General features: G+C 47.4%; 12 protein-coding genes. 5 read left to right on the top strand and 7 right to left on the bottom strand.

The genetic code is table 11. The annotated features are described in order from the left end of the window. Positions 1 to 103: 103 nt before the first annotated feature. Genes DXN05_RS04005 through DXN05_RS04015 form a run of 3 tightly spaced genes read right to left on the bottom strand, consistent with a single transcriptional unit; the run spans position 104 to position 5558 of the window. Positions 104 to 3490, bottom strand: a complete 3387-nt coding sequence (locus DXN05_RS04005) for an ATP-binding protein (RefSeq protein ID WP_116845902.1) — start codon at positions 3488 to 3490, stop codon at positions 104 to 106. Then, positions 3456 to 4061, bottom strand: a complete 606-nt coding sequence (locus DXN05_RS04010; RefSeq protein WP_116845903.1) for a DUF4194 domain-containing protein — start codon at positions 4059 to 4061, stop codon at positions 3456 to 3458. The genes DXN05_RS04005 and DXN05_RS04010 overlap by 35 nt, the downstream gene beginning before the upstream one ends. Positions 4062 to 4091: 30 nt before the next feature. Then, positions 4092 to 5558: a DUF3375 domain-containing protein gene (locus DXN05_RS04015; RefSeq protein WP_116845904.1), complete on the bottom strand. Its 1467-nt coding sequence runs from the start codon at positions 5556 to 5558 to the stop codon at positions 4092 to 4094. 510 nt (positions 5559 to 6068) lie between these two features. On the opposite strand from DXN05_RS04015, the gene DXN05_RS04020 reads away from it, so the two are divergent. Further along, positions 6069 to 6689, top strand: a complete 621-nt coding sequence (locus DXN05_RS04020) for a phosphatase PAP2 family protein (protein WP_116845905.1) — start codon at positions 6069 to 6071, stop codon at positions 6687 to 6689. A 60-nt stretch (positions 6690 to 6749) separates the two neighbouring features. On the opposite strand, the gene DXN05_RS04025 is transcribed toward DXN05_RS04020, so the two are convergent. Both DXN05_RS04025 and DXN05_RS04030 read right to left on the bottom strand, forming a co-directional pair. After that, on the bottom strand, positions 6750 to 7907 hold the full coding sequence (locus tag DXN05_RS04025) for a hypothetical protein (protein WP_116845906.1): 1158 nt from the start codon (positions 7905 to 7907) through the stop codon (positions 6750 to 6752). Continuing rightward, complete coding sequence (locus DXN05_RS04030) at positions 7900 to 8877, bottom strand: DUF2157 domain-containing protein (RefSeq protein WP_116845907.1); 978 nt, start codon at positions 8875 to 8877, stop codon at positions 7900 to 7902. Before DXN05_RS04030 ends, DXN05_RS04025 begins: the two co-directional genes overlap by 8 nt. Before the next feature lie 163 nt (positions 8878 to 9040). Between DXN05_RS04030 and DXN05_RS04035 the strand changes: the two genes are divergently transcribed. The 4 genes from DXN05_RS04035 (at position 9041) to DXN05_RS04050 (ending at position 14110) form a co-directional block, all read left to right on the top strand. Next, positions 9041 to 9502 (top strand): PA2169 family four-helix-bundle protein, encoded by a 462-nt coding sequence (locus DXN05_RS04035; RefSeq protein WP_116845908.1) that lies wholly within the window; start codon positions 9041 to 9043, stop codon positions 9500 to 9502. Between the two features lie 204 nt (positions 9503 to 9706). Then, entirely contained in the window at positions 9707 to 12079 is a 2373-nt protein-coding gene (locus DXN05_RS04040; RefSeq protein WP_116845909.1) for an ABC transporter permease, read from the top strand. A 127-nt stretch (positions 12080 to 12206) separates the two neighbouring features. Beyond that, positions 12207 to 13058 carry a DUF6089 family protein gene (locus DXN05_RS04045; protein WP_116845910.1) on the top strand — a complete coding sequence of 284 codons (852 nt, stop codon included), beginning with the start codon at positions 12207 to 12209 and terminating at the stop codon, positions 13056 to 13058. 197 nt (positions 13059 to 13255) lie between these two features. After that, a complete protein-coding gene (locus DXN05_RS04050) occupies positions 13256 to 14110 on the top strand; it encodes a DUF6089 family protein (RefSeq protein ID WP_116845911.1) in 855 nt (284 codons plus the stop codon). A 4-nt stretch (positions 14111 to 14114) separates the two neighbouring features. Here DXN05_RS04050 and treS read toward each other — a convergent pair whose 3' ends face one another. Together treS and DXN05_RS04060 are read right to left on the bottom strand one after the other, a co-directional pair. Then, positions 14115 to 17450 carry a maltose alpha-D-glucosyltransferase gene (gene treS / locus DXN05_RS04055; protein ID WP_116845912.1) on the bottom strand — a complete coding sequence of 1112 codons (3336 nt, stop codon included), beginning with the start codon at positions 17448 to 17450 and terminating at the stop codon, positions 14115 to 14117. Between the two features lie 38 nt (positions 17451 to 17488). Continuing rightward, the gene (locus DXN05_RS04060) at positions 17489 to 18568 is read right to left on the bottom strand and encodes an AI-2E family transporter (protein ID WP_116845913.1); all 1080 of its coding nucleotides are present in this window, start codon (positions 18566 to 18568) and stop codon (positions 17489 to 17491) included. Positions 18569 to 18584 lie beyond the last annotated feature (16 nt).

Consider the following 18584-nt stretch of genomic DNA (forward strand, 5'->3'; position numbering starts at 1 on the left):
AAGCTGAAACCTTAAAATATTTTAATTATACTAACGGATCTGATACCTTTTGAACATATTGTTGGTTAAGTTTTTCTTGTAAAAGACTAGTATGTTTAAAAACCTATGCTGGTTCAGCTATTTTTTCTTTCAGTTCTTTCATGGTCATGTTGTATAAAATGCTCTCCCTGTTTTTTACCCTTTGTACCAGGTGAACATAGGCAATAAAATCCTGCACTATCTGTATTTTATCACTTGGCGTAACTACCAGCAATTGCAGGTGCAGCTGCTTACACAATTCCATGAGATAGGTGGCTTTTTCTTCATCCTGGTTGCTGAAACTTTCGTCTACTGCAATAAAGCGCAGGCTTTTGCTGTTGCTGCCTTCACGGGTAATGCCAAACTGGTAAGCAATAGCGCTACATAAAATAGTATAGGTTAACTGCGCTTTTTCACCACCACTCAGCTGTCCCATCTGGCGATAGGTTTTCTTCAGCTCATCGGTATTGCGGAATTTTTCATCGGCCCAGAATTCAAACCAGTTGCGCACATCCATTACGCGGGCGCGATATGCTTCGTTCTCATTGAGGCTGTCAATCAGGGGTTGTACTTTTTGCCTGAAGTGTGACGCCTTATCTTCAAAGCTGCTCTGTTGCCAGTTTACAGCCTGCGGCAGACTTTCGAGCAGGCGGTTGCGGAATTCTTTGATGGAGGTATCCGTTACCGCACGTTTGCCCAGCTGGATATAGGTATCGGGCAGGCGGTTAAAGTTGATACCTGCAAGCGACTGGTTAAGCTTGGTTACGCTGTTGCTGATATTGCGTTCCCAGTTCTCCAGCTGCTCACTCAGCTCACCCATTTTGTATACCATGGTTTCGTGCAGGTAGCGTTCGAAGTCTTTTTTGTACTTGGGCAGGTTATCGTTTTCGAGTTTGGCCAGCCATTCCATGTATTCAATGGTATTCGATGCATCATCTCCCAATAACTGTACATCACCCAACCAGTCGGGGAATCGTTGCAGTATGTCGGCAGCGGGGTTTTTAATGCGCCCGATGGCCTTATTTAAACCGGTTTCTTCGCGGTGAACTGCATCCTGCAGCCTGTTGATGGTGCCGGATGTTTTTTCGCGTGTGTGCTGGTAAACGGCATCAATGGTATCCAGCGTTACGGTGCCTACCAGGTCGGCATATTGCTGCTGAAACTGCAGCAGCTGGTCTTTCTCATGCTCGCGTATATGCTGCAGCAGTTCCTGTAGTTGTTGCAGCTGCATGCGCATGTGCGCAATACGGTCTTCTTCCACACGTTTTTTGCCCAGCAGGTCTTCCCGCTCAAACTCCAGTTGCTGCCTGGTTAACAACAGGTCGTCCAGCTGCTTGGTGAGTTCGAGCAACTGGTTACTGCTCTGGCGCAGCTGCTGCAATTGCTCTTCGATGGTGCGGATACTGCGTTGTGCACCGGCTATATTGATCTCTGCAAAACTCTCCTGCTGTTCTATACGGGTATGCGCATATATTTCATTTCTGAGACGCTCGGCCTTGCGTTTGCAGCGTTGTAAGGTTTCTTCTGCGGTGGCCAGTTCATCGGCCAGCAAATGCCGTTTACGGATCAACGATTCCTTTTTACGTTCATTATCCCAGCCCATTACGTAGTTGCCTGCATCACCGCGTTGCGGGCGGTCATCTTTCTCGTGCCGGTCGCGGTTTTTTATAAGGCCGTGCAGGGTAATGGCTTTGTCGTAACGTTCCAGTGTACGTTCATCATCCAGGCAAACGTAATTGAACTGTTGTATTACCTGCTGCTCTACCCATTCTGTTAATGGATGATCGGGATGAAATTCCAGTTTGTGAAACACGGTATCATCATCGGCATATTGCTGCAGGGCGCTATCGTTTACGCGGTAATACACCAGCCTGGCGCGCAGGTCGGTATTGTTGACGTAGCGGTTTACTTTTTTGTAGTGCTTATCGGGAATCAGCAACCGCAGGGCAAAGCCATGCAGCAGTTTTTCCAGTGCCGGCTGCCATTGCAGGTCGGTTGTTTTTACCTGCATCAGTTCACCTGCAAAAGGCAGGTCGTCGGTATCGAGCTTCAGCGCTTCACACAAAGACTTGCGCAGGGTAACGAGGTGGCCGGGAATATTGTGTTTGCTTTGCAGCAATATATTCAGTTCCGCTTCGAGCTGTGTTTTGGAAGAACCGACGGTACGCTGCACATTTTTTGCTTCAAACTCATCGTCTTCATTCAGGCGCGATTCACGGTCAATGCGCAGTTTGGCCCTATGTGCTTCTGTCTTTACGCGTTTGTAAGAAGCTTCATCGCTGATGCCGTTTTCCTGCAAATGCAAGGCATTGCACCATTCGGTAAACTGTGTGGCATTGGTTTCTGTTTGTTTCAGTTTTCCTTTTGCGTCATCCAGGTCTTTTTCCAGTTGTGCCAGGCGCTGACCTGCCTTGTTTTGCTCCAGCTGGTTCCTGGTTACCCTTTCCTGTTCGAGCAATGTACTGATCGCTGCTTTGCCTGTTTCCAGTTTCTGTTGCAGGGCAACCAGGTCGTGTTCAGCTTCCTGTACCGCCTGTTTCAGCAGGTGGTGTTTGGTATAACTGTTCCATACCAGCACGGTATCCAGCTCCTGTTTGGCCTGTACCAGTTGTTGCTGGTGTAAAGTATATGTTTCGTATTGCTGCTGCAGGGGTTGCAGCAGGTGAATCTGCGCTTCTGCTTTTTCAATGTTGCGCTGCGCATCGAGCAGGGTGCCAAGGTGTTTCTTGAGATCGAGAAACTGCTCTTCCATATTGCGCGGCTCGAGCATGTGCATGCGGATAAACTCATCGAGGTTACCCAGTACTTTAATACCTACCGTTTGGTTAAACAAACTCAGCGCCTGTATGCTTTGCATGCCCAGCACTTCGGTCATGCGCTGTGCGTAATTGCTGGCAGCATTAAACCATTCTACCTGTTTGCGGCTGCCGGTGTTGTAGCGCTTATCGATGTTCTTTTTCCAGCTGCCTAAATCAAACGGCTTGAAATCATCTTCAATACGCAGTGGTTTGTGTGCAATGCCAAATACTTTTTTCATATCGCCGTTTACAAAATACCGCACCTGGAACAGGGTGGCTGTTTGTTCGGCCTCATTGGCAAAATTGGCCAGGAGTATGCTGTATACTTCGTCGCGGTTTTCGCGCAGGTACAGGGTTTTGGTGCTGCCGGTGCTTTCGCTGTTAACAGAGCCGTAGCCGCCCTGCACATAAGATTCTTCTGTACGGTCGCCCTTTTTTTCGCTGCCGCTCGACTGGTTGTAAAACCTGTATTTTTTCTCCGGCACAATCAGCGTAAGCAAAGCATCCACAAACGTGGTTTTGCCGCTGCCGTTTGCGCCGGTAAGCAAAGATGTTTCGCCCATGGGTTTTATGCGGTGCACAATTTCATCGAACGTGCCCCAGTTAAACACCTCCATGTATTGCAGGCGGAAACCCGATTTATGATTGTCTGTGCTGAATACGTTGAGCTGCATGTTCGCTTAATTTCTGTTTAAACTGGTCCAGTATTTCCGTATCTACTTTTGCCTTGATGATCTTTTTGATCCTGAACTTCTGTTCATCGGCAATATCATTGTGTTCTGTTTTATCGAGAAAGCCGTTTTCTTCTGCTTTGTCAATCAGCCTGTCCAGCTCCCTGGTAAATTTTACCCGGCTGGCATTCTCTTTAAAGAACAGTTCAGCATATTCTTTTATTTCGCGCCGCTTTTTAATGAGTTCACGCGCAGTAACCTCACCTACTTCAAATTCTGCCATCATTTCGCGCAGCAGTACCAGCATTACGCTTTCATCGTAGGTAAGGGGCCTGCGCTGTATCCAGCTTACGGCAGCTTCATCGTCTTCTTCGGTAACGCGGTGGGTTAAATAAGCGTAGCCATCCTGCTCATCGAGCACCAGCTGCAAACCCAGCTGCTGTACAAAACGCGTAAGCTCGGTTTTATACACAATCAGTTTCTCCCAGGCAGATTTCTCCACATATTCCACCGGGCCTTTCAGCAGTTTAATAAACACCGGTGTATAGGGTAATATTTTATCGTTCTGATTCATATTTTCTTGTTATTGCCGCATTGCGGACTTTTACTTGCTGAACAACAGGTATGGCACTTCTATAAATTTTGTTTGCGCTTCATTGATGGGGATATGCTCTGTAATCTCCTTCATTACCTGCACCCGGCTGCCCTTGTCGCGTACAAAACTGAAGTAGGCAATCACTTCAGCAATACCTGCTTCCAGCCCGGATGCATCTACTATTTCTTTGAGTGTAGCTGTTTGCTGGTGTTGCAGCACCTTCTCCACCTTTTGCCACAACACGCGCTTGTCAACATGGCTTGTATTCAGCAATCGGCTGAAGCGGTCCATATCGGCAATCTTTTCTTCGGCCGATTGCGGTTGTTTTAGTACACTGGTGGTTTTCTTTTGTTCATCGGTAAGCTTTCTGTCCATCACCATACGAATGTCTACGCCTTCTGTAATCTCAATACCGCAGGGTACTTCGTCTTCATCCATCAGTTCAAATACCAGTTCCTTGATATTGCTGATTTGCTGGCGCATGCGGCGGTGGCGGGCAATTTCCTTTTCGGTGATAATGCGGCTGAGTTTCTCGGCCATTTTATCATTGGCTTCATACACATTACGTCCCTGCTGCAACAGCAGTGATTTCACATTCTGCAGAAAATGGCGGTCTGTTTCAATGGCACGGTCTTCGAGCAGGGTAAGCAACTGGTTGGTGAGCTCCCGCCATTCTTCCTGGCCTGCGCGGGAAATAAGAAAGTCCCAGAAAGCATAAAAGCTTTTACCCTGGTCGCTGGTGCGGAGCGCATCGTATGCCTCAAATGCATAGCCGATAATAGCGCCTTTGTTCAGCTCGGCGCGCGTATGTTGTTCTACAATATTGCGGTGTATCTGTTTAAAATTATCTTCCACCTCCCTGAAATCACTGATCAGCTCGTAACACAGGCGGGTAAACAGTTCCAGGCGCTCTTGTACCTGTGCGTTGCTGTACACTTCTACCGGCGCACCGAGTTCCAGTGCTTTAATTTCCTTATCAATTTCGGCACGGCGGTTTTTTAGTTCTTCCAGTCGCAGTGTGCGGTCGTCTTCGGTTTTCTCCACCATATCCTGTAAGGAATTGAAGAGAATTTTAAACCTGCTTTCTGTACCAACAAACTGTCGTTTCTCTAAACTCTGCAGCCATTGAAACAATTTTTCGCTGTGCGAACTCAGCTGGTACAGAGTGCCGCCTGCTTCATCTGGTAAATCCTGCAGCAGCCTTTTCTGCACCCAGTTGAGCAGGTATTTGCGTGCGCGGCTTTCTTCGTCTTCACCAAATTCAATACGCGCTTCTTCAAGGTATTCGGTGCCATCGGCATGCATGCTGAGTGTTTCGGCCAGCAAGGTTACCAGCTGTGGCTCGGCAACAGAAAACACGCCTGCTTCTTTAAACACCGTATATAAAAAAGGCAGCACCCAGTGCGCATTGCGCATACGCAGCATTTGCACAGAAGGTGAGTTGGTAATAATAAATTGTATATCCGGAAAAGCCATAGGCGATTAATCGATGTGTGCAAGTTTAGCGGTATTTCCGCTTCGCTGCGTGTGGTGTTTAGTTTTTGTGGGAAAGATTGGGATAATTAAAAATAAGATCGCATCTTTGTTAAAGAAAACAAAAAACGCTGCATCCTGCGTTTTCATTTATCCACATCAGCAGGCCACCTTACATTGCTTACTAACTACAATAATACGTTTGCCCCGCCTTCAACTGCGGGGCTTTTTTTTTGCGTCGCAGTTCCTGTAACCGGTGAATAGTGAATGAAAATACAAGCGGGGCAAACGTTCATTTACAGGGTTAAATCATACAAGCTTGTTAACGCCCTTTGTGAAGGAAAAACAAAAACCTGCTTAAAAGCCATGTATAAACTTCTGAAACCCCGTGGCAAGGCCCTTTCAGGACCTACTCTTTAACAAATTCTAAGGCAGCATTTAAGGTGTTTCTAAGCATATTTGCCGGCAGAATTCATAATTTGCCGTATCTGGTGATGTAATTATTCCGAAAACATGTTCAAATATCTTTTGTTGCTCTGCGCGGGCATTGCTATGTGTCGTAGTGTGCACGCACAAAACCTTGATGTGGATATTCTAAAACACATCAACCCTTCAAATGGCCATTATTCCGGTGTTATGACCGGGATCAGTAATTCTGCCTACAATATAGGCATTGGCGTACCGGTGGCCCTGACCATTGGCGGGTTTGTATCCGGCAACAAAGACCTGGGCTGGAAAGGCCTGCGCATTGCAGAAACAGTGGCCATTTCGTCTATTGTTACAGAACTGGCCAAACGTGCAGCCAGCCGTAACCGCCCGTCATTTACGTACAAAGGCATCATACACGCCTACAGCCCGGGTAATGATGATAAGTCTATGCCTTCCGGCCATACCTCGCTGGCTTTTTCCCTGGCAACCAGTGTAACGCTTGAATTCAAGAAATGGTATATCGCCGTACCGGCTTATGTGTGGGCAGGCTCGGTAGCCTACTCGCGCATGTACCTGGGTGCACACTACCCTTCTGATGTATTTGCCGGCGCAGTAGTTGGTACAGGTACTGCCTTTGCCACCCGCTGGCTCAATAAAAAATTATTCAACCGGCCCAAACCGGTTTTAAGGCCACTGCCTGAATAAACAAAAGCCCCGTTCACAGCAAACGGGGCTTTTTTATGTCCAATACATTTACCAGGAGTATCAATAATCGCTGTTTGCTCCACCTCCCCCGCTGCTGCCTCCGCCAAACTGCGTATGATCAACCGGCATTTTTTTAATGGCAGCCGATTGCAGCAATAACAGCGCTTTAGCCTGCAACAATCCTTTTTCATCACCTGCACCGGCTTCAAAAGTATAACCGTATTTGCCTGTTTTTACCAACCGTATTAACACATAAGCAATACCCAGTGCCAGCAAACCGCCCCATACCATAGCTTGTTCGGGCGGCATAATGGAGTAGTAGTAACGCACGGTAAAAACTGATACCAGTAATAAAGCCAGGCCAAGCCGCACTATTGCCATATCTTTTTTACGGATACCCGCTACCACATATATCAACGGCACTGCGATGGTAAACACCCAGAAAATCAAGCCCAACACAAAACCAGTAGCCCCAAAACCCGGGAACAGGTAAGCGCCTGCCTGCATAATCACATAAAAATTACCCGCCGTGTACAGGCAGGTGAGTGCCAGCAGGCGAATGCAGGTAAAACAATAACGGTATGCCAGCAAAGATTCGCGCTGTACGTATTTACCGGCCAGCCTGTACAATGCAACCGAAACAATCATTACCAGTAAAGGCAGCAGGTACCAGGGCATCAGCCTGTTACCCAGCGCAAATACCAACGTGAGTAAAGCAACCACTGCCAGCATGCCCATAAACGCATCTACAAAGCGCGCACACAGCGCCGTGCAAATAACCAGCATGACCAGTGCTACAATTGCTAATGGAGGCTGGCCATAGTCTGTGCCGTATAAAGCAACCAAACCACAAATAACAATGCCTGCAAGCAGTACATTGTCTACCCCGCCGTTGTAATATCGTTTGCTTTTGACCATCGCTTCCAGTACAAAATAAGTTGCTGCGCCCATTATTATGGCCGCAATGCTGAAGCCTATTTTGTTAATACCGCCTTCCAGCAAAAACAACGATAAAAAACCGCAACCGAACAACCAGCCCACAACCGTGAGCAGGCCAATGGCAATGGCAATAAACAAATCGGGTGTATATAATTCAGAAGGATATGCCTGCTCAATATTGTTAAGCGATGCCTCACTAATGCAATGTTGTTTGTTTGCAGTTGCGGCAGCCTGTTGCACATACCTGTTGTATAAATCTGCCTTTGAATAGCTATGCATGTGCTTTAAATTTTTTATTGTAATGAATCAGCAGCCAGGTTAGCAACACACTTAAAGAGATGCCATATAACAGTCCCAGGTAAATAACGCCCACTTCATTGGGCATAAGCGCCAACAAGGCGATACCGGCATACATGGCAGCTGCATAACTATAGGCTATGGTTACAGCGAAATAGTAATAACTATTGGCGGCGACAGCGTATTTCAGGCAAGCTGCTGCAGCAGCTGCAATTAACACAAACCACAGGAAGTATGCATCGTGAAAAACAAACATGGCCGTGACAGCACCGATAAAGAACAGGTGCGTACCAAAATTCAGGTACACCTTATAAAAATGCTTCTTCACATTTTTATAAAAGCTGAAGGCAGCAATGCCAACGAGGAAAGCGCCCAGTAAAACGGCTGTATAAATCAGGCGCTCATTGCCAAAATCATTACCGCTGACAACAGAAAGCGGCGCCACCGTAATACCCAGCCATGCAGCCAGGTTACTGATGCCCAGGCTCAACACGCCTGCATGATCAAAATAATAAGCAGTAGCAAACAACAGCACCATGGGTACAAAACCGGCCAGGCCCCATCGCTCACCAAACACATGATATACAAACTGCATGTAGCCCACCCATATCAGCAGCAACAGGCTGCCGAAGAGTATTACATAGTCGAACCCGGTGTTGGGCGACTGCACTTTGGCCTGCGAATAACCGCTGGCCTTTTTAAAACACCATACATAACAAGCCGTGCAGGTAATAGCTATAAAGGCGATTATGGCCATATGACCAATACTGTCGATGTTTTGATAAACGACAATACCAAGACCTGTGCATAAAACCACGATGCCTGCATATAACAAAGTAAGCAGGTCATTACGCACTGATAAGGGGCGTTGTTGCTGCACAGCAACATTGTCGAGTTCATCGGGGGTAATAAGCCCTTGCTGCTGCAGTTTGGAGAAAAGGTTGTACAACATGCTTTAAATAAATGTTAAGCAATATAGGCAAACATTTTCCTGCCGTAAAATACCCCTTACTGGGGAATGCTTTCTACTCGCAAATGCAGCATGCAAGTGTATTTCAACGTAGATGGCACAACGGAACAGTATTTGACCCGTAAGAAGTATAAAAAGCTAAACTATGGAAAAGAATACAGCAGCAATCGAAGTGTTGAACGATCTTATTCAAATCAATAACGATCGTATCGCGGGCTACGAAAAAGCCATTAAAGAATTAAAAAAGAAAGAACAGGACAACGACCTCAGCACCCTGTTTACAGCCATGATTGCGGAAAGCCATGAAATACGCAACGAACTTGGACAGGAAGTGCAAGCCCTTGGCGGTTCTATGGACGATGGTACTACCACCAGCGGTAAAATTTACCGTGCATGGATGGATATAAAAGCCATATTCACCGGGAACGACAGACACGCAGTTCTTGAAAATTGTGAAGCAGGTGAAGATGCCGCACAGAAGGCCTATACCGCTGCGCTTGAATCAGATGTGCTTCCAGCCTACATTCGCCAGATGCTGCAGGAACAGCAGGACGCACTGCGCCAGTCGCACGATGAAATCAAATCGCTGCGTAACCAATACGCATAAGCCGGGGCTAACCTGGAGTATCATACGGGGCATCCTATTGCAGGGTGCCCTTTTTATTTTGTATCTTCTACACGAAAGCGAACAGTTGCTGTATCAAAAACGAACACATTCGTAGAAAAAACAGAACCGACTGCACTTGATTATCAACCATTTGCCAAAGCTGCATCATTTTAGAGCCTGTTTTGGCCTACATAAACCACGACAATGCTCAAAAACTATCTGCTCATTGCCTGGCGCAATTTGCTCAAAAGCAAAGCTTATTCCAGCATCAATATCCTGGGCCTTGCCGCAGGCATGGCCGTAGCCCTTCTTATCGGGTTATGGATTTATGACGAACTTTCTTTTGATCACTATCACGCCAGGCATAACAGGCTGGGCAGGGTAATGACCACCCAGACTTTTAATGATCATACCGGCACACACAATGCCGTATCTATTCCGCTGGGATACGAGCTGCGGGAGAAATACCGGGCAGATTTCAAGAACGTAACGCTTGCCTCCTGGAACTTTTCACATGTACTTGCTGTTGGCGATAAAAAAATAAGCCAGAGCGGCATGTGGGTACACCCGGAGTTTCCCGGCATGTTGTCGCTGAAAATGATACAGGGAAATATCAATGCCCTGAATGCTCCTTACACCATATTGCTCACTGAATCGGTTGCCAAAACACTGTTCGGTAACACGAACCCGATGAATAAAATCATTAAGCTCGACAACAAACACAGTGTTAAAGTAGCCGGCGTATACGAAGATTTACCGCACAACACCTCTTTCTTTGATACCAAATTCTTTATGCCCTGGGATACCTATGTGGCCACAGAAAAATGGCTTACCGAATCACGCACACAATGGGGCAACCACAGTTTTCAGCTGTTCGTGGAACTGAATGACAATGCAGACTTCGATGCCGTAACACGCAAGATTGCCAACATTGCGAAAGAGCATGTAAAAGAAGGCAATGAACACGGGCTGGTGCACCCAATGGACAAATGGCACCTGTACAGTGAATTTAAAGATGGCCGTGTGAAAGGCGGCCGCATTCATTTTGTATGGCTGTTTGGCGCCATCGGCATTTTTGTGCTGCTGCTGGCCTGCATCAACTTTATGAACCTGAGCACCGCACGCAGCGAGAAGAGGGCCAAAGAAGTAGGCATACGCAAAGCCATTGGCTCGTTGCGCCGCCAGCTGATGGGACAGTTTTTAAGTGAATCTATTGTTGTGGCTTTCCTGTCGCTGCTACTGGCCATTATACTGGTGGTATGCCTGCTGCCGTTCTTTAACAGCATTGCCGATAAACACATGCGCCTGCCCTGGGGCAATCCCATTTTCTGGTCTGCCACCATCCTGTTTACCTTTCTTACCGGGCTTGTTTCAGGCAGCTACCCCGCGTTTTACCTTTCCAGCTTTGAACCCATCAAGGTATTAAAAGGCACTTTTAAAACAGGCCGCTTTGCAGCATTGCCCCGCAAAATACTGGTGGTAATACAGTTTACTGTTTCGGTTACATTGGTAATCGGCACCATCATCGTATATAAACAGATCCAGTATGCGAAAGACAGGCCGGTTGGTTACTCCCGTGCCGGACTAATTATGATGAATATGCAAACACCTGAGATCAATGGCCATTATGATGCCCTTCGCGGCGATCTGCTGAAAACAGGCGTGGTGGAAAATATGGCTGAATCATCCAGTCCGGCTACAGAAATATGGAGCAACCAGATTGGCTTTGACTGGAAAGGTAAAGATCCCAACACCACCCCGGTATTCGGTATACAGGCGGTTACCCATGATTATGGTAAAACCATTGACTGGCAGATAAAAGAAGGCCGTGACTTCTCCCGCAATTTCACCACAGACAGCGGCGCACTGATTTTAAATGAAGCAGCAGTAAAACTTACCGGCTTGAAAAACCCGGTTGGCGAACTGATTAAATGGAACGATAAGGAACGCAGGGTAACCGGAATTGTAAAAGACATGGTGATGGAATCGCCCTATGAGCCGGTAAAACCCACTGTTTTCTTCCTCGACTATGGCTGGACACAGGTGATCACTATCCGCGTAAAACCAACCGTGGCCATGCATGAAGCCATTTCTAAAATTGAACCGATATTCCGCAGCTACGATCCCGGCAGCCCGTTTGACTATAAATTCATTGACCAGGAATATGCGCAGAAATTTTCTGATGAAGAACGCATTGGCCACCTGGCCACTTTCTTTGCCATACTCGCGATTTTTATTTCGTGTTTAGGTTTGTTTGGATTGGCATCATTCGTTGCCGAACAACGCACCAAGGAAATTGGTGTACGCAAAGTACTGGGCGCATCGGTGTTTACCTTGTGGGGCATGCTTAGTAAAGACTTTGTTACGCTGGTATCCATCTCCAGCTGTATTGCCGTGCCTATTGCCTGGTATGCGCTGTACATATGGCTGCAGAATTATGAATACCACACGCCTATTTACTGGTGGATATTTGTGGCAGCCATTTTAGGCGCCCTTGCCATTACGTTAATGACCGTTAGTTACCAGGCCATCCGCGCAGCGCTGATGAACCCTGTGAAAAGTTTGCGATCAGAATAAAACAGTTTATTATAAAAAAGCCGGGGCAAACCTGTTGGTATGCCCCGGCTTTTCTTTTACCGCGTGCCAGTAAGCATATTTGAGCCTGCTCCCCTATATTTGCCTGTTCCCTAAACCTCCAATATCAATGAAAAAGCTTTTACTGTTGTGCTGCTGCCTGCCGGTAACACTGTTTGCACAAAACTTTTATTTCTCTGGCAGGATCGGGCTCGCCAATTACCAGGGCGATTTACACCAAACAGGCTTTACCCTCAGCCAGTCTAAATTTCTTTTTTCTGCAGGTGCCCGGTACGATTTATCAGAACATATTGCCGCCCGCTCTTACCTCACTTTAACAGGTGTACAGGGTGATGATGCCAAAGGCTCTCCGGGAATGCAGCAACGCAACCTCAATTTTAAATCGAAAATATTTGAATGGGAACTGGGTGCGCAATACAATTTTTTAAGTTTGAACAACCATTGGTGGACACCCTATGTTTTTGCAGGCCTGGGCGTTTATCATTTTAACCCCTATACATACGACAGTACAGGCGATAAAGTACTGCTGCAGCCGCTGAGCACAGAAGGCGAAGGTTTTGTTCGTCATGTGGATGTATATAAACGCTGGCAGCTCAGTATTCCCTATGGCTTCGGCGCCGATTTTGCGCTTAATGAAGACATGCGCGTAGGTATTGAATTCGGTTTCCGGAAATTGTTTACTGACTATATGGATGATGTTAGCGGCAAATATGTTGACGCTGCGCTGCTGCAAAAAAATGCAGGAGACCAGGCTGTAGCTATGGCCTACCGTGGTGCAGGCGCTTACCCGGCTGCAGGCACTATGCGCGGCAGCGGCGGCGGTAATGATTCCTGGTATTTTGTAGGGCTTACGTTTACCATCCGCTCGTTCATTGACCAGTACAAACGCATCAACGGCTTGCCTGGCTTTAAACACGATAAAAAAGTAGGCTGCCCGGCCACCCGCATTTACCGCTGGTAAAACAGCAACCGGTGATACTGAACCCGCAGGTATTTTTCACCTGCGGGTTTTGTTTTGTGTTCTCCTGTCTTTTCTTCGCTTATTTTCGGGCAGCATTTAGTTTTGTTTACTACTCTTTCCAATATCCTCCCGAAGCCACATCAATCACCTGCCAACCATTCAGGTATCATTTTTGGAAGAATGCGTAATCAAACCGTATGAAAAAATTACTGACACTGCTCTGTTTCTGTCCGATTGCTGTTGTTGCACAGGATTTATACCTGTCTGTGAAGGCAGGTGTAGCCAATTACAATGGCGAACTTGCTACCAGCTCGTTTACACTCAAACAAAGTAAAATAATGGGCAGCCTTGGTGCCCGGTACGATATTACTGAACACATTGCTGCACGCACCTACCTTACGCTTACTTCCCTGCAGGCGAATGATAAATACGGCACACCCGTACACCAGGCCCGCAACCTGAATTTTAAAACCGGCCTGTTTGACTGGGAACTGGCCCTGCAATACAATTTTCTAAACCTGAATTATAACTGGTGGACGCCTTACGTGTTTGCCGGTGGTGCGTTGTACCATTTTAATCCATACACCTACACCACAGACGGCATCAGAACCAACCTGCAGCCGCTGAGCACAGAAGGAGAAGGCATAACCGGTACAGGCGTTAAACCTTACAAGCTTACCCAGTTTGCCGTGCCGCTGGGCGTTGGGGCCGACTTTGCTTTGAATGAAGACATGCGTGTAGGTGTTGAATTTGGTTACCGCGTATTGTTCACCGACTACCTGGATGATGTAAGCCGCAAATACATTAACGAAACCACGCTGCGCAATGCACGCGGGCAAACAGCCGTAGACCTTGCCTACCGCGGCAATGAAGTAAATGCCGGCCCCTACCCGGGACCAGGCGTAGCCAGAGGCAATCCCAATGCCAGAGACAGCTGGTATTATCTTGGTCTTACCTTCACCGTACGCTCGTTTGTAAACCAGTATAAGCAATTAACACGGCCAACCAAACGGTATAAAAAAGTAGGTTGCCCTGAGCGGATGTATAAGTAAGTGCTTACACTTTTTCTTTTTGCGGCGTCAGCAGTGCGGCAATCATATCGAGCGGTACGGTTAACCAGTCGGTACGGTTGTTTTGCAGTTCGGTATTTAAATCTTCGAGTGCCTGCTGCAGCATAAAATTCTGCAGCAGCATTTCCTGGTCGTCTTGTTCTGCTGGTATCAATGCCGTGTTCTTTACCGTATCGAGCCAGGCATAAATAAAAATACCGCTGATATGATGCCACCAGTAGTTGGCAAACGGCAATAATGCAGGCAACTCTTCTTTCTGAATATGGTTGTCGTTGCGGAACGCCTCGTGCGCTGCATAGTGCAGAGAACTAACCATACTGGCCACATCTTTCAATGGTGAGCGCTTTAACCTGCGTTCGCTGTAGCGCTGGGATGCTTCGCCACCATAATCCTGTATTGCCAGGTCTTTTCCGGTAAGCAACACCTGCCCCAGCTGAAAATTACCGTGTATGCGTATTTTCAGTACGTCGAGCTTTTTATCGTAAATATGTTTAAGTGTGCCCAGCAACTCTGTTCTTTTATTGAGCAGGCTTTCTGCCGCAGGTTTTACTTCGCCATCCAGGTTAGCTGCTGCGCGGTTAAGCCGGTGATAGGTTTCACGCACCAGCGACACCATTGATGCAAATAAAGAACGTTGATAGTGCAGCGAAAACTCTTCGGGTTTAAAATCCTTATTTGTTACATCCGATGCCAATGCCAGGTGCATCTGGCCGGTGCGTACACCGAGCAAACGGGCTTGCTCTGCAGCCGAGTTGCCCAGCAATACCTGCAGCATTTCGGGCAGGTGTTCGTAAGGCAAGGGGTTTACCAGTGAACCCACACGCTGTTCGGGATGCAGCTGGTTTCTGTCGCGCGCTTTAATACGCTCCACATAATTGTGCATGCGCTCCATTACATAACTGTGCCCGTCACCATGGTTTTCGATCATCTCCTGCATTATACCCAGTACAATGGGAATGGTATCGTACTTCCATTCAATGGCACCAATAAACGCAGGGATATAGGGAAACTTTGCCTGCTCGGTCAGAAACCGGGTAACTTCAAGATCGGGGTTGATAGACCTGTCTACCTTGCGGTACATCTTCAGAAAATACAGGTTATCATACGTGATAGAAGTATTAAACTGGTCACTGGCGTGGATGCGTGATTTGATCTCGTCTTTGTGTTCGCCCCAGTATTTCTTCATCTCGTTGTTGCCATACAATACAATCTCACTGCTGTTCAGCGCAAGGTGTTTGTTGTTGGTCATGCGTTTGATGAGTTCATGCTGCAGCGGCGCAGTAAAAAAGGCATCGCACAACACGCCTTCGGCTTCACCCAGCCGCATGCGGGCTATAATGGATTGCGGGCAATTGCTTGCCAGCTTGCCAGACTGCGGTGCGGAGGCAAACGTAACCGGCAGCTGGTACATTTCGGGCAAACTGCTCTGGTAACTTACTTCCAGCAGCAGCCAGTATATGGGATGGTCATCTGCCGAAACGGTGGCGTGATTGGTAATGGTGATGGTATAAATGGCATGCTGTCTTCCGCTGAACCATTTTGCCTTTAACAGGTAAGCAGGCAGCAGTTCATTTTCGAGCCTGTCCCTGGTACTGTTCTGCAGCAGCTGTTCCCAACTGGCAATATTTAATTCTGGCAAGGGTGCATTGTCATCTACCTCGGGATGTGCCTTTTCCAGTACAAATGCCTGAAAGCCGTGCGGCGTCATGGTAAAAAAATACGGGCTGTCATCTTTAATAGAAGGAAACTTGTTCTTGCTCGCCATCTCGCGCAGCACATTGCCTTTGTAGGCACTTAAATCCACTTCTGCAGCCTGCGAAAACTTTGACAGGTTTACTACAATAAGCAGGGTTTGCTCCTGGTAACTGCGCGTAAAGGCCAGTATTTTGGGATTCTCTACATTTAAAAACTTCAGGTCGCCCCGGCCGAAGGCCTTGTATTTTTTGCGCATGCCAATCATGCTCTTCATTACCCAGAAAAGTGAAGAGGTATTCTCGCGCTGTGTTTCCACGTTTACTGCTTCGTAATGGTAAGCAGGATCGAGTATCAGCGGCAGGTACAGGCGTTGCGGGTTAGCAGAGGAGAAACCTGCATTCCTGTCGGGCGACCACTGCATGGGCGTGCGTACGCCATCACGGTCGCCCAGGTAAAAATTATCACCCATGCCTATTTCGTCTCCGTAATAAATAACCGGGGTGCCCGGCAATGTAAACAACAGGCAGTTGAGCAGTTCTATTTTGCGCCGGTTATTGTCTACCAGTGGCGCCAGCCTGTGGCGAATGCCCAGGTTAATGCGCGCCTTGGGGTCTTTTGCATAAGCCTTGTACATGTAATCCCTTTCTTCATCCGTTACCATTTCAAGCGTTAGCTCATCGTGGTTGCGCAGGAAAATGGCCCATTGGCAAACATCGGGTATGGCAGGTGTTTGATCGAAGATATCGGTAACCGGGTACCGGTCTTCCATTTGCAATGCCATAAACATGCGGGGCATTACGGGGAAATGGTAATTCATGTGGCATTCATCGCCTTCACCAAAATAAGCAGCTGCATCTTCGGGCCACATATTGGCTTCTGCCAGAAACAAGGTGCCCGGGAAATGCGTGTCGATATGCCTGCGCATTTTTTTCAGAAAAGCATGTGTTTCGGGCAGGTTTTCGCCGTTGGTTCCTTCCCGTTCAAACAGGTAAGGCACGGCATCGAGCCGGAAGCCATCTACGCCCATGCGGCACCAGTAATCGATGATTTTAAAAATCTCTTCCTGTACAACAGGGTTATCATAATTCAAATCTGGCTGGTGATGAAAAAAGCGGTGCCAGTAATATTGCTGTGCCAGCGGATCCCATGTCCAGTTGGATGTTTCAAAGTCCTGGAAAATAATGCGCACATCTTTGTACTGGTTGGGATCATCCGTCCATACATAGTAATCGCGCTCCGGTGAATTTTTGGGTGCCATCCTGGCGCGCTGAAACCACGGGTGCTGATCGCTTGTGTGGTTAATGACCAGTTCGGTAATTACTTTCAGGCTGCGTTTGTGCGCTTCTTTCAGCAGCTGTTTAAACTGGTGAATATTGCCATAAGCCGGGTTAATATTGTAATAGTCGGCAATATCATAGCCATCATCCCGCTGTGGCGAGGGGTAAAAGGGCAACAGCCAGATAGCGGTAACACCCAGCTCCTGCAGGTAATCGAGTTTTTGCATCAGCCCCTGGAAATCGCCGATACCATCGCCATTGCCATCGCAGAATGCCTTGATGTGCAATTCGTAAATAATGGCGTCTTTGTACCAGTGCAGCTGGTCGTCTAATTCCGTTTGCTCATTCATATCAACACTGCTTTATACTTACGTAATACAATGGCAGCCTATGCATGTTTGCGTACAGGCTGTTTGGTGCGCCGCTCTTCTCCCATTAAAATAGCCCAGGGTTGCAAGCTGTTTACCTGTTCGCTGATAATGCGGATGATCGCCATCAGTGGTATAAACAGGAACATGCCGGGAATACCCCAAACCAGTTTACCCATCATCACTGCCAACAGGGTGATAAAGGCATTCATTTTAACTCTTGCGCCTACAATACGCGGCAGAATAATATTCGCATCGAGCGTGTGTGCCACTACAAATACAATGGCCAGTTGCGCAGCCTGCGGGCCGGTACCATTTACCATAGTAATCACCATGCTGATTACCAGTGCCGTGTAAATGCCCACATAAGGTATAAGGTTGAGTACGGCGGCAAACACCGCGATTAGCAATGCATATTTAATGCCCAGCACCAGCAGGGCTGTAAAAATTAACAGGAAGAGTATGGCCATTTCAGTCAGCAAGCCCAGCACATAACCATTCATTACACGGCGTATAACGTTCACGACTTCGTTTACTTTGGCGCGCTGTGTTTCGCTGAAAAAGGCCAGTACAAACTGCAGCAGCAGGTGGCGGTGAAACAAAATGAAAAAGGTAAAGAAGAAGAAGAAAATTGTGAGTATCAGCAGTTCACCCATACCCACAAACGTGGTACCCACCGAGCTTGCTACGGCGCCGGCCATGGTGTTTACAGATTTGTTCAGGTAATTGCTCTGGTCTGCATCATTGATGTGGTATTTGCGGTAAATCCAGTCGTGCAGGTTGTTGAGCAACTGGCTGAACTTCGCCTGCAAATTGGGTAAACTGTGCGTGAAGTTGATTAGCTGTGAACTGAAGAAGTATACAAACAAGGCCACCATTGCCATAAACAGCAATACGGTAATACCTGCGGAAAGCGCCCTGCCCAGGCTGTGCCGCTCGAGCCAGCTGGCAACAGGATATAACAATATGGCGACCAGGAAGGCGAAAAACAGCGGGATACTGACTGTTTTACTCACATACAACAGCAACAGTACAAGCACTACGGCATGCAGTATCAGTGCCACCCGCGCGTACAAGGCAAGCTTTACAGGTGTTTGCATTTATCAATGGTTATGC

The sequence above is a fragment of the Deminuibacter soli genome, from assembly GCF_003412455.1.
Taxonomy (GTDB): Bacteria; Bacteroidota; Bacteroidia; order Chitinophagales; family Chitinophagaceae; genus Deminuibacter; species Deminuibacter soli.

Bases quoted from the DNA above. Each gene is read 5' to 3' on its own strand.
- DXN05_RS04050 (WP_116845911.1), top strand. From the start codon at position 13,256: ATGAAAAAATTACTGACACTGCTCTGTTTCTGTCCGATTGCTGTTGTT.
- DXN05_RS04030 (WP_116845907.1), bottom strand. From the start codon at position 8,877: ATGTTGTACAACCTTTTCTCCAAACTGCAGCAGCAAGGGCTTATTACC.
- DXN05_RS04025 (WP_116845906.1), bottom strand. From the start codon at position 7,907: ATGCATAGCTATTCAAAGGCAGATTTATACAACAGGTATGTGCAACAG.
- treS (WP_116845912.1), bottom strand. From the start codon at position 17,450: ATGAATGAGCAAACGGAATTAGACGACCAGCTGCACTGGTACAAAGAC.
- DXN05_RS04060 (WP_116845913.1), bottom strand. From the start codon at position 18,568: ATGCAAACACCTGTAAAGCTTGCCTTGTACGCGCGGGTGGCACTGATA.
- DXN05_RS04020 (WP_116845905.1), top strand. From the start codon at position 6,069: ATGTTCAAATATCTTTTGTTGCTCTGCGCGGGCATTGCTATGTGTCGT.
- DXN05_RS04005 (WP_116845902.1), bottom strand. From the start codon at position 3,490: ATGCAGCTCAACGTATTCAGCACAGACAATCATAAATCGGGTTTCCGC.
- DXN05_RS04045 (WP_116845910.1), top strand. From the start codon at position 12,207: ATGAAAAAGCTTTTACTGTTGTGCTGCTGCCTGCCGGTAACACTGTTT.
- DXN05_RS04035 (WP_116845908.1), top strand. From the start codon at position 9,041: ATGGAAAAGAATACAGCAGCAATCGAAGTGTTGAACGATCTTATTCAA.
- DXN05_RS04040 (WP_116845909.1), top strand. From the start codon at position 9,707: ATGCTCAAAAACTATCTGCTCATTGCCTGGCGCAATTTGCTCAAAAGC.
- DXN05_RS04010 (WP_116845903.1), bottom strand. From the start codon at position 4,061: ATGAATCAGAACGATAAAATATTACCCTATACACCGGTGTTTATTAAA.
- DXN05_RS04015 (WP_116845904.1), bottom strand. From the start codon at position 5,558: ATGGCTTTTCCGGATATACAATTTATTATTACCAACTCACCTTCTGTG.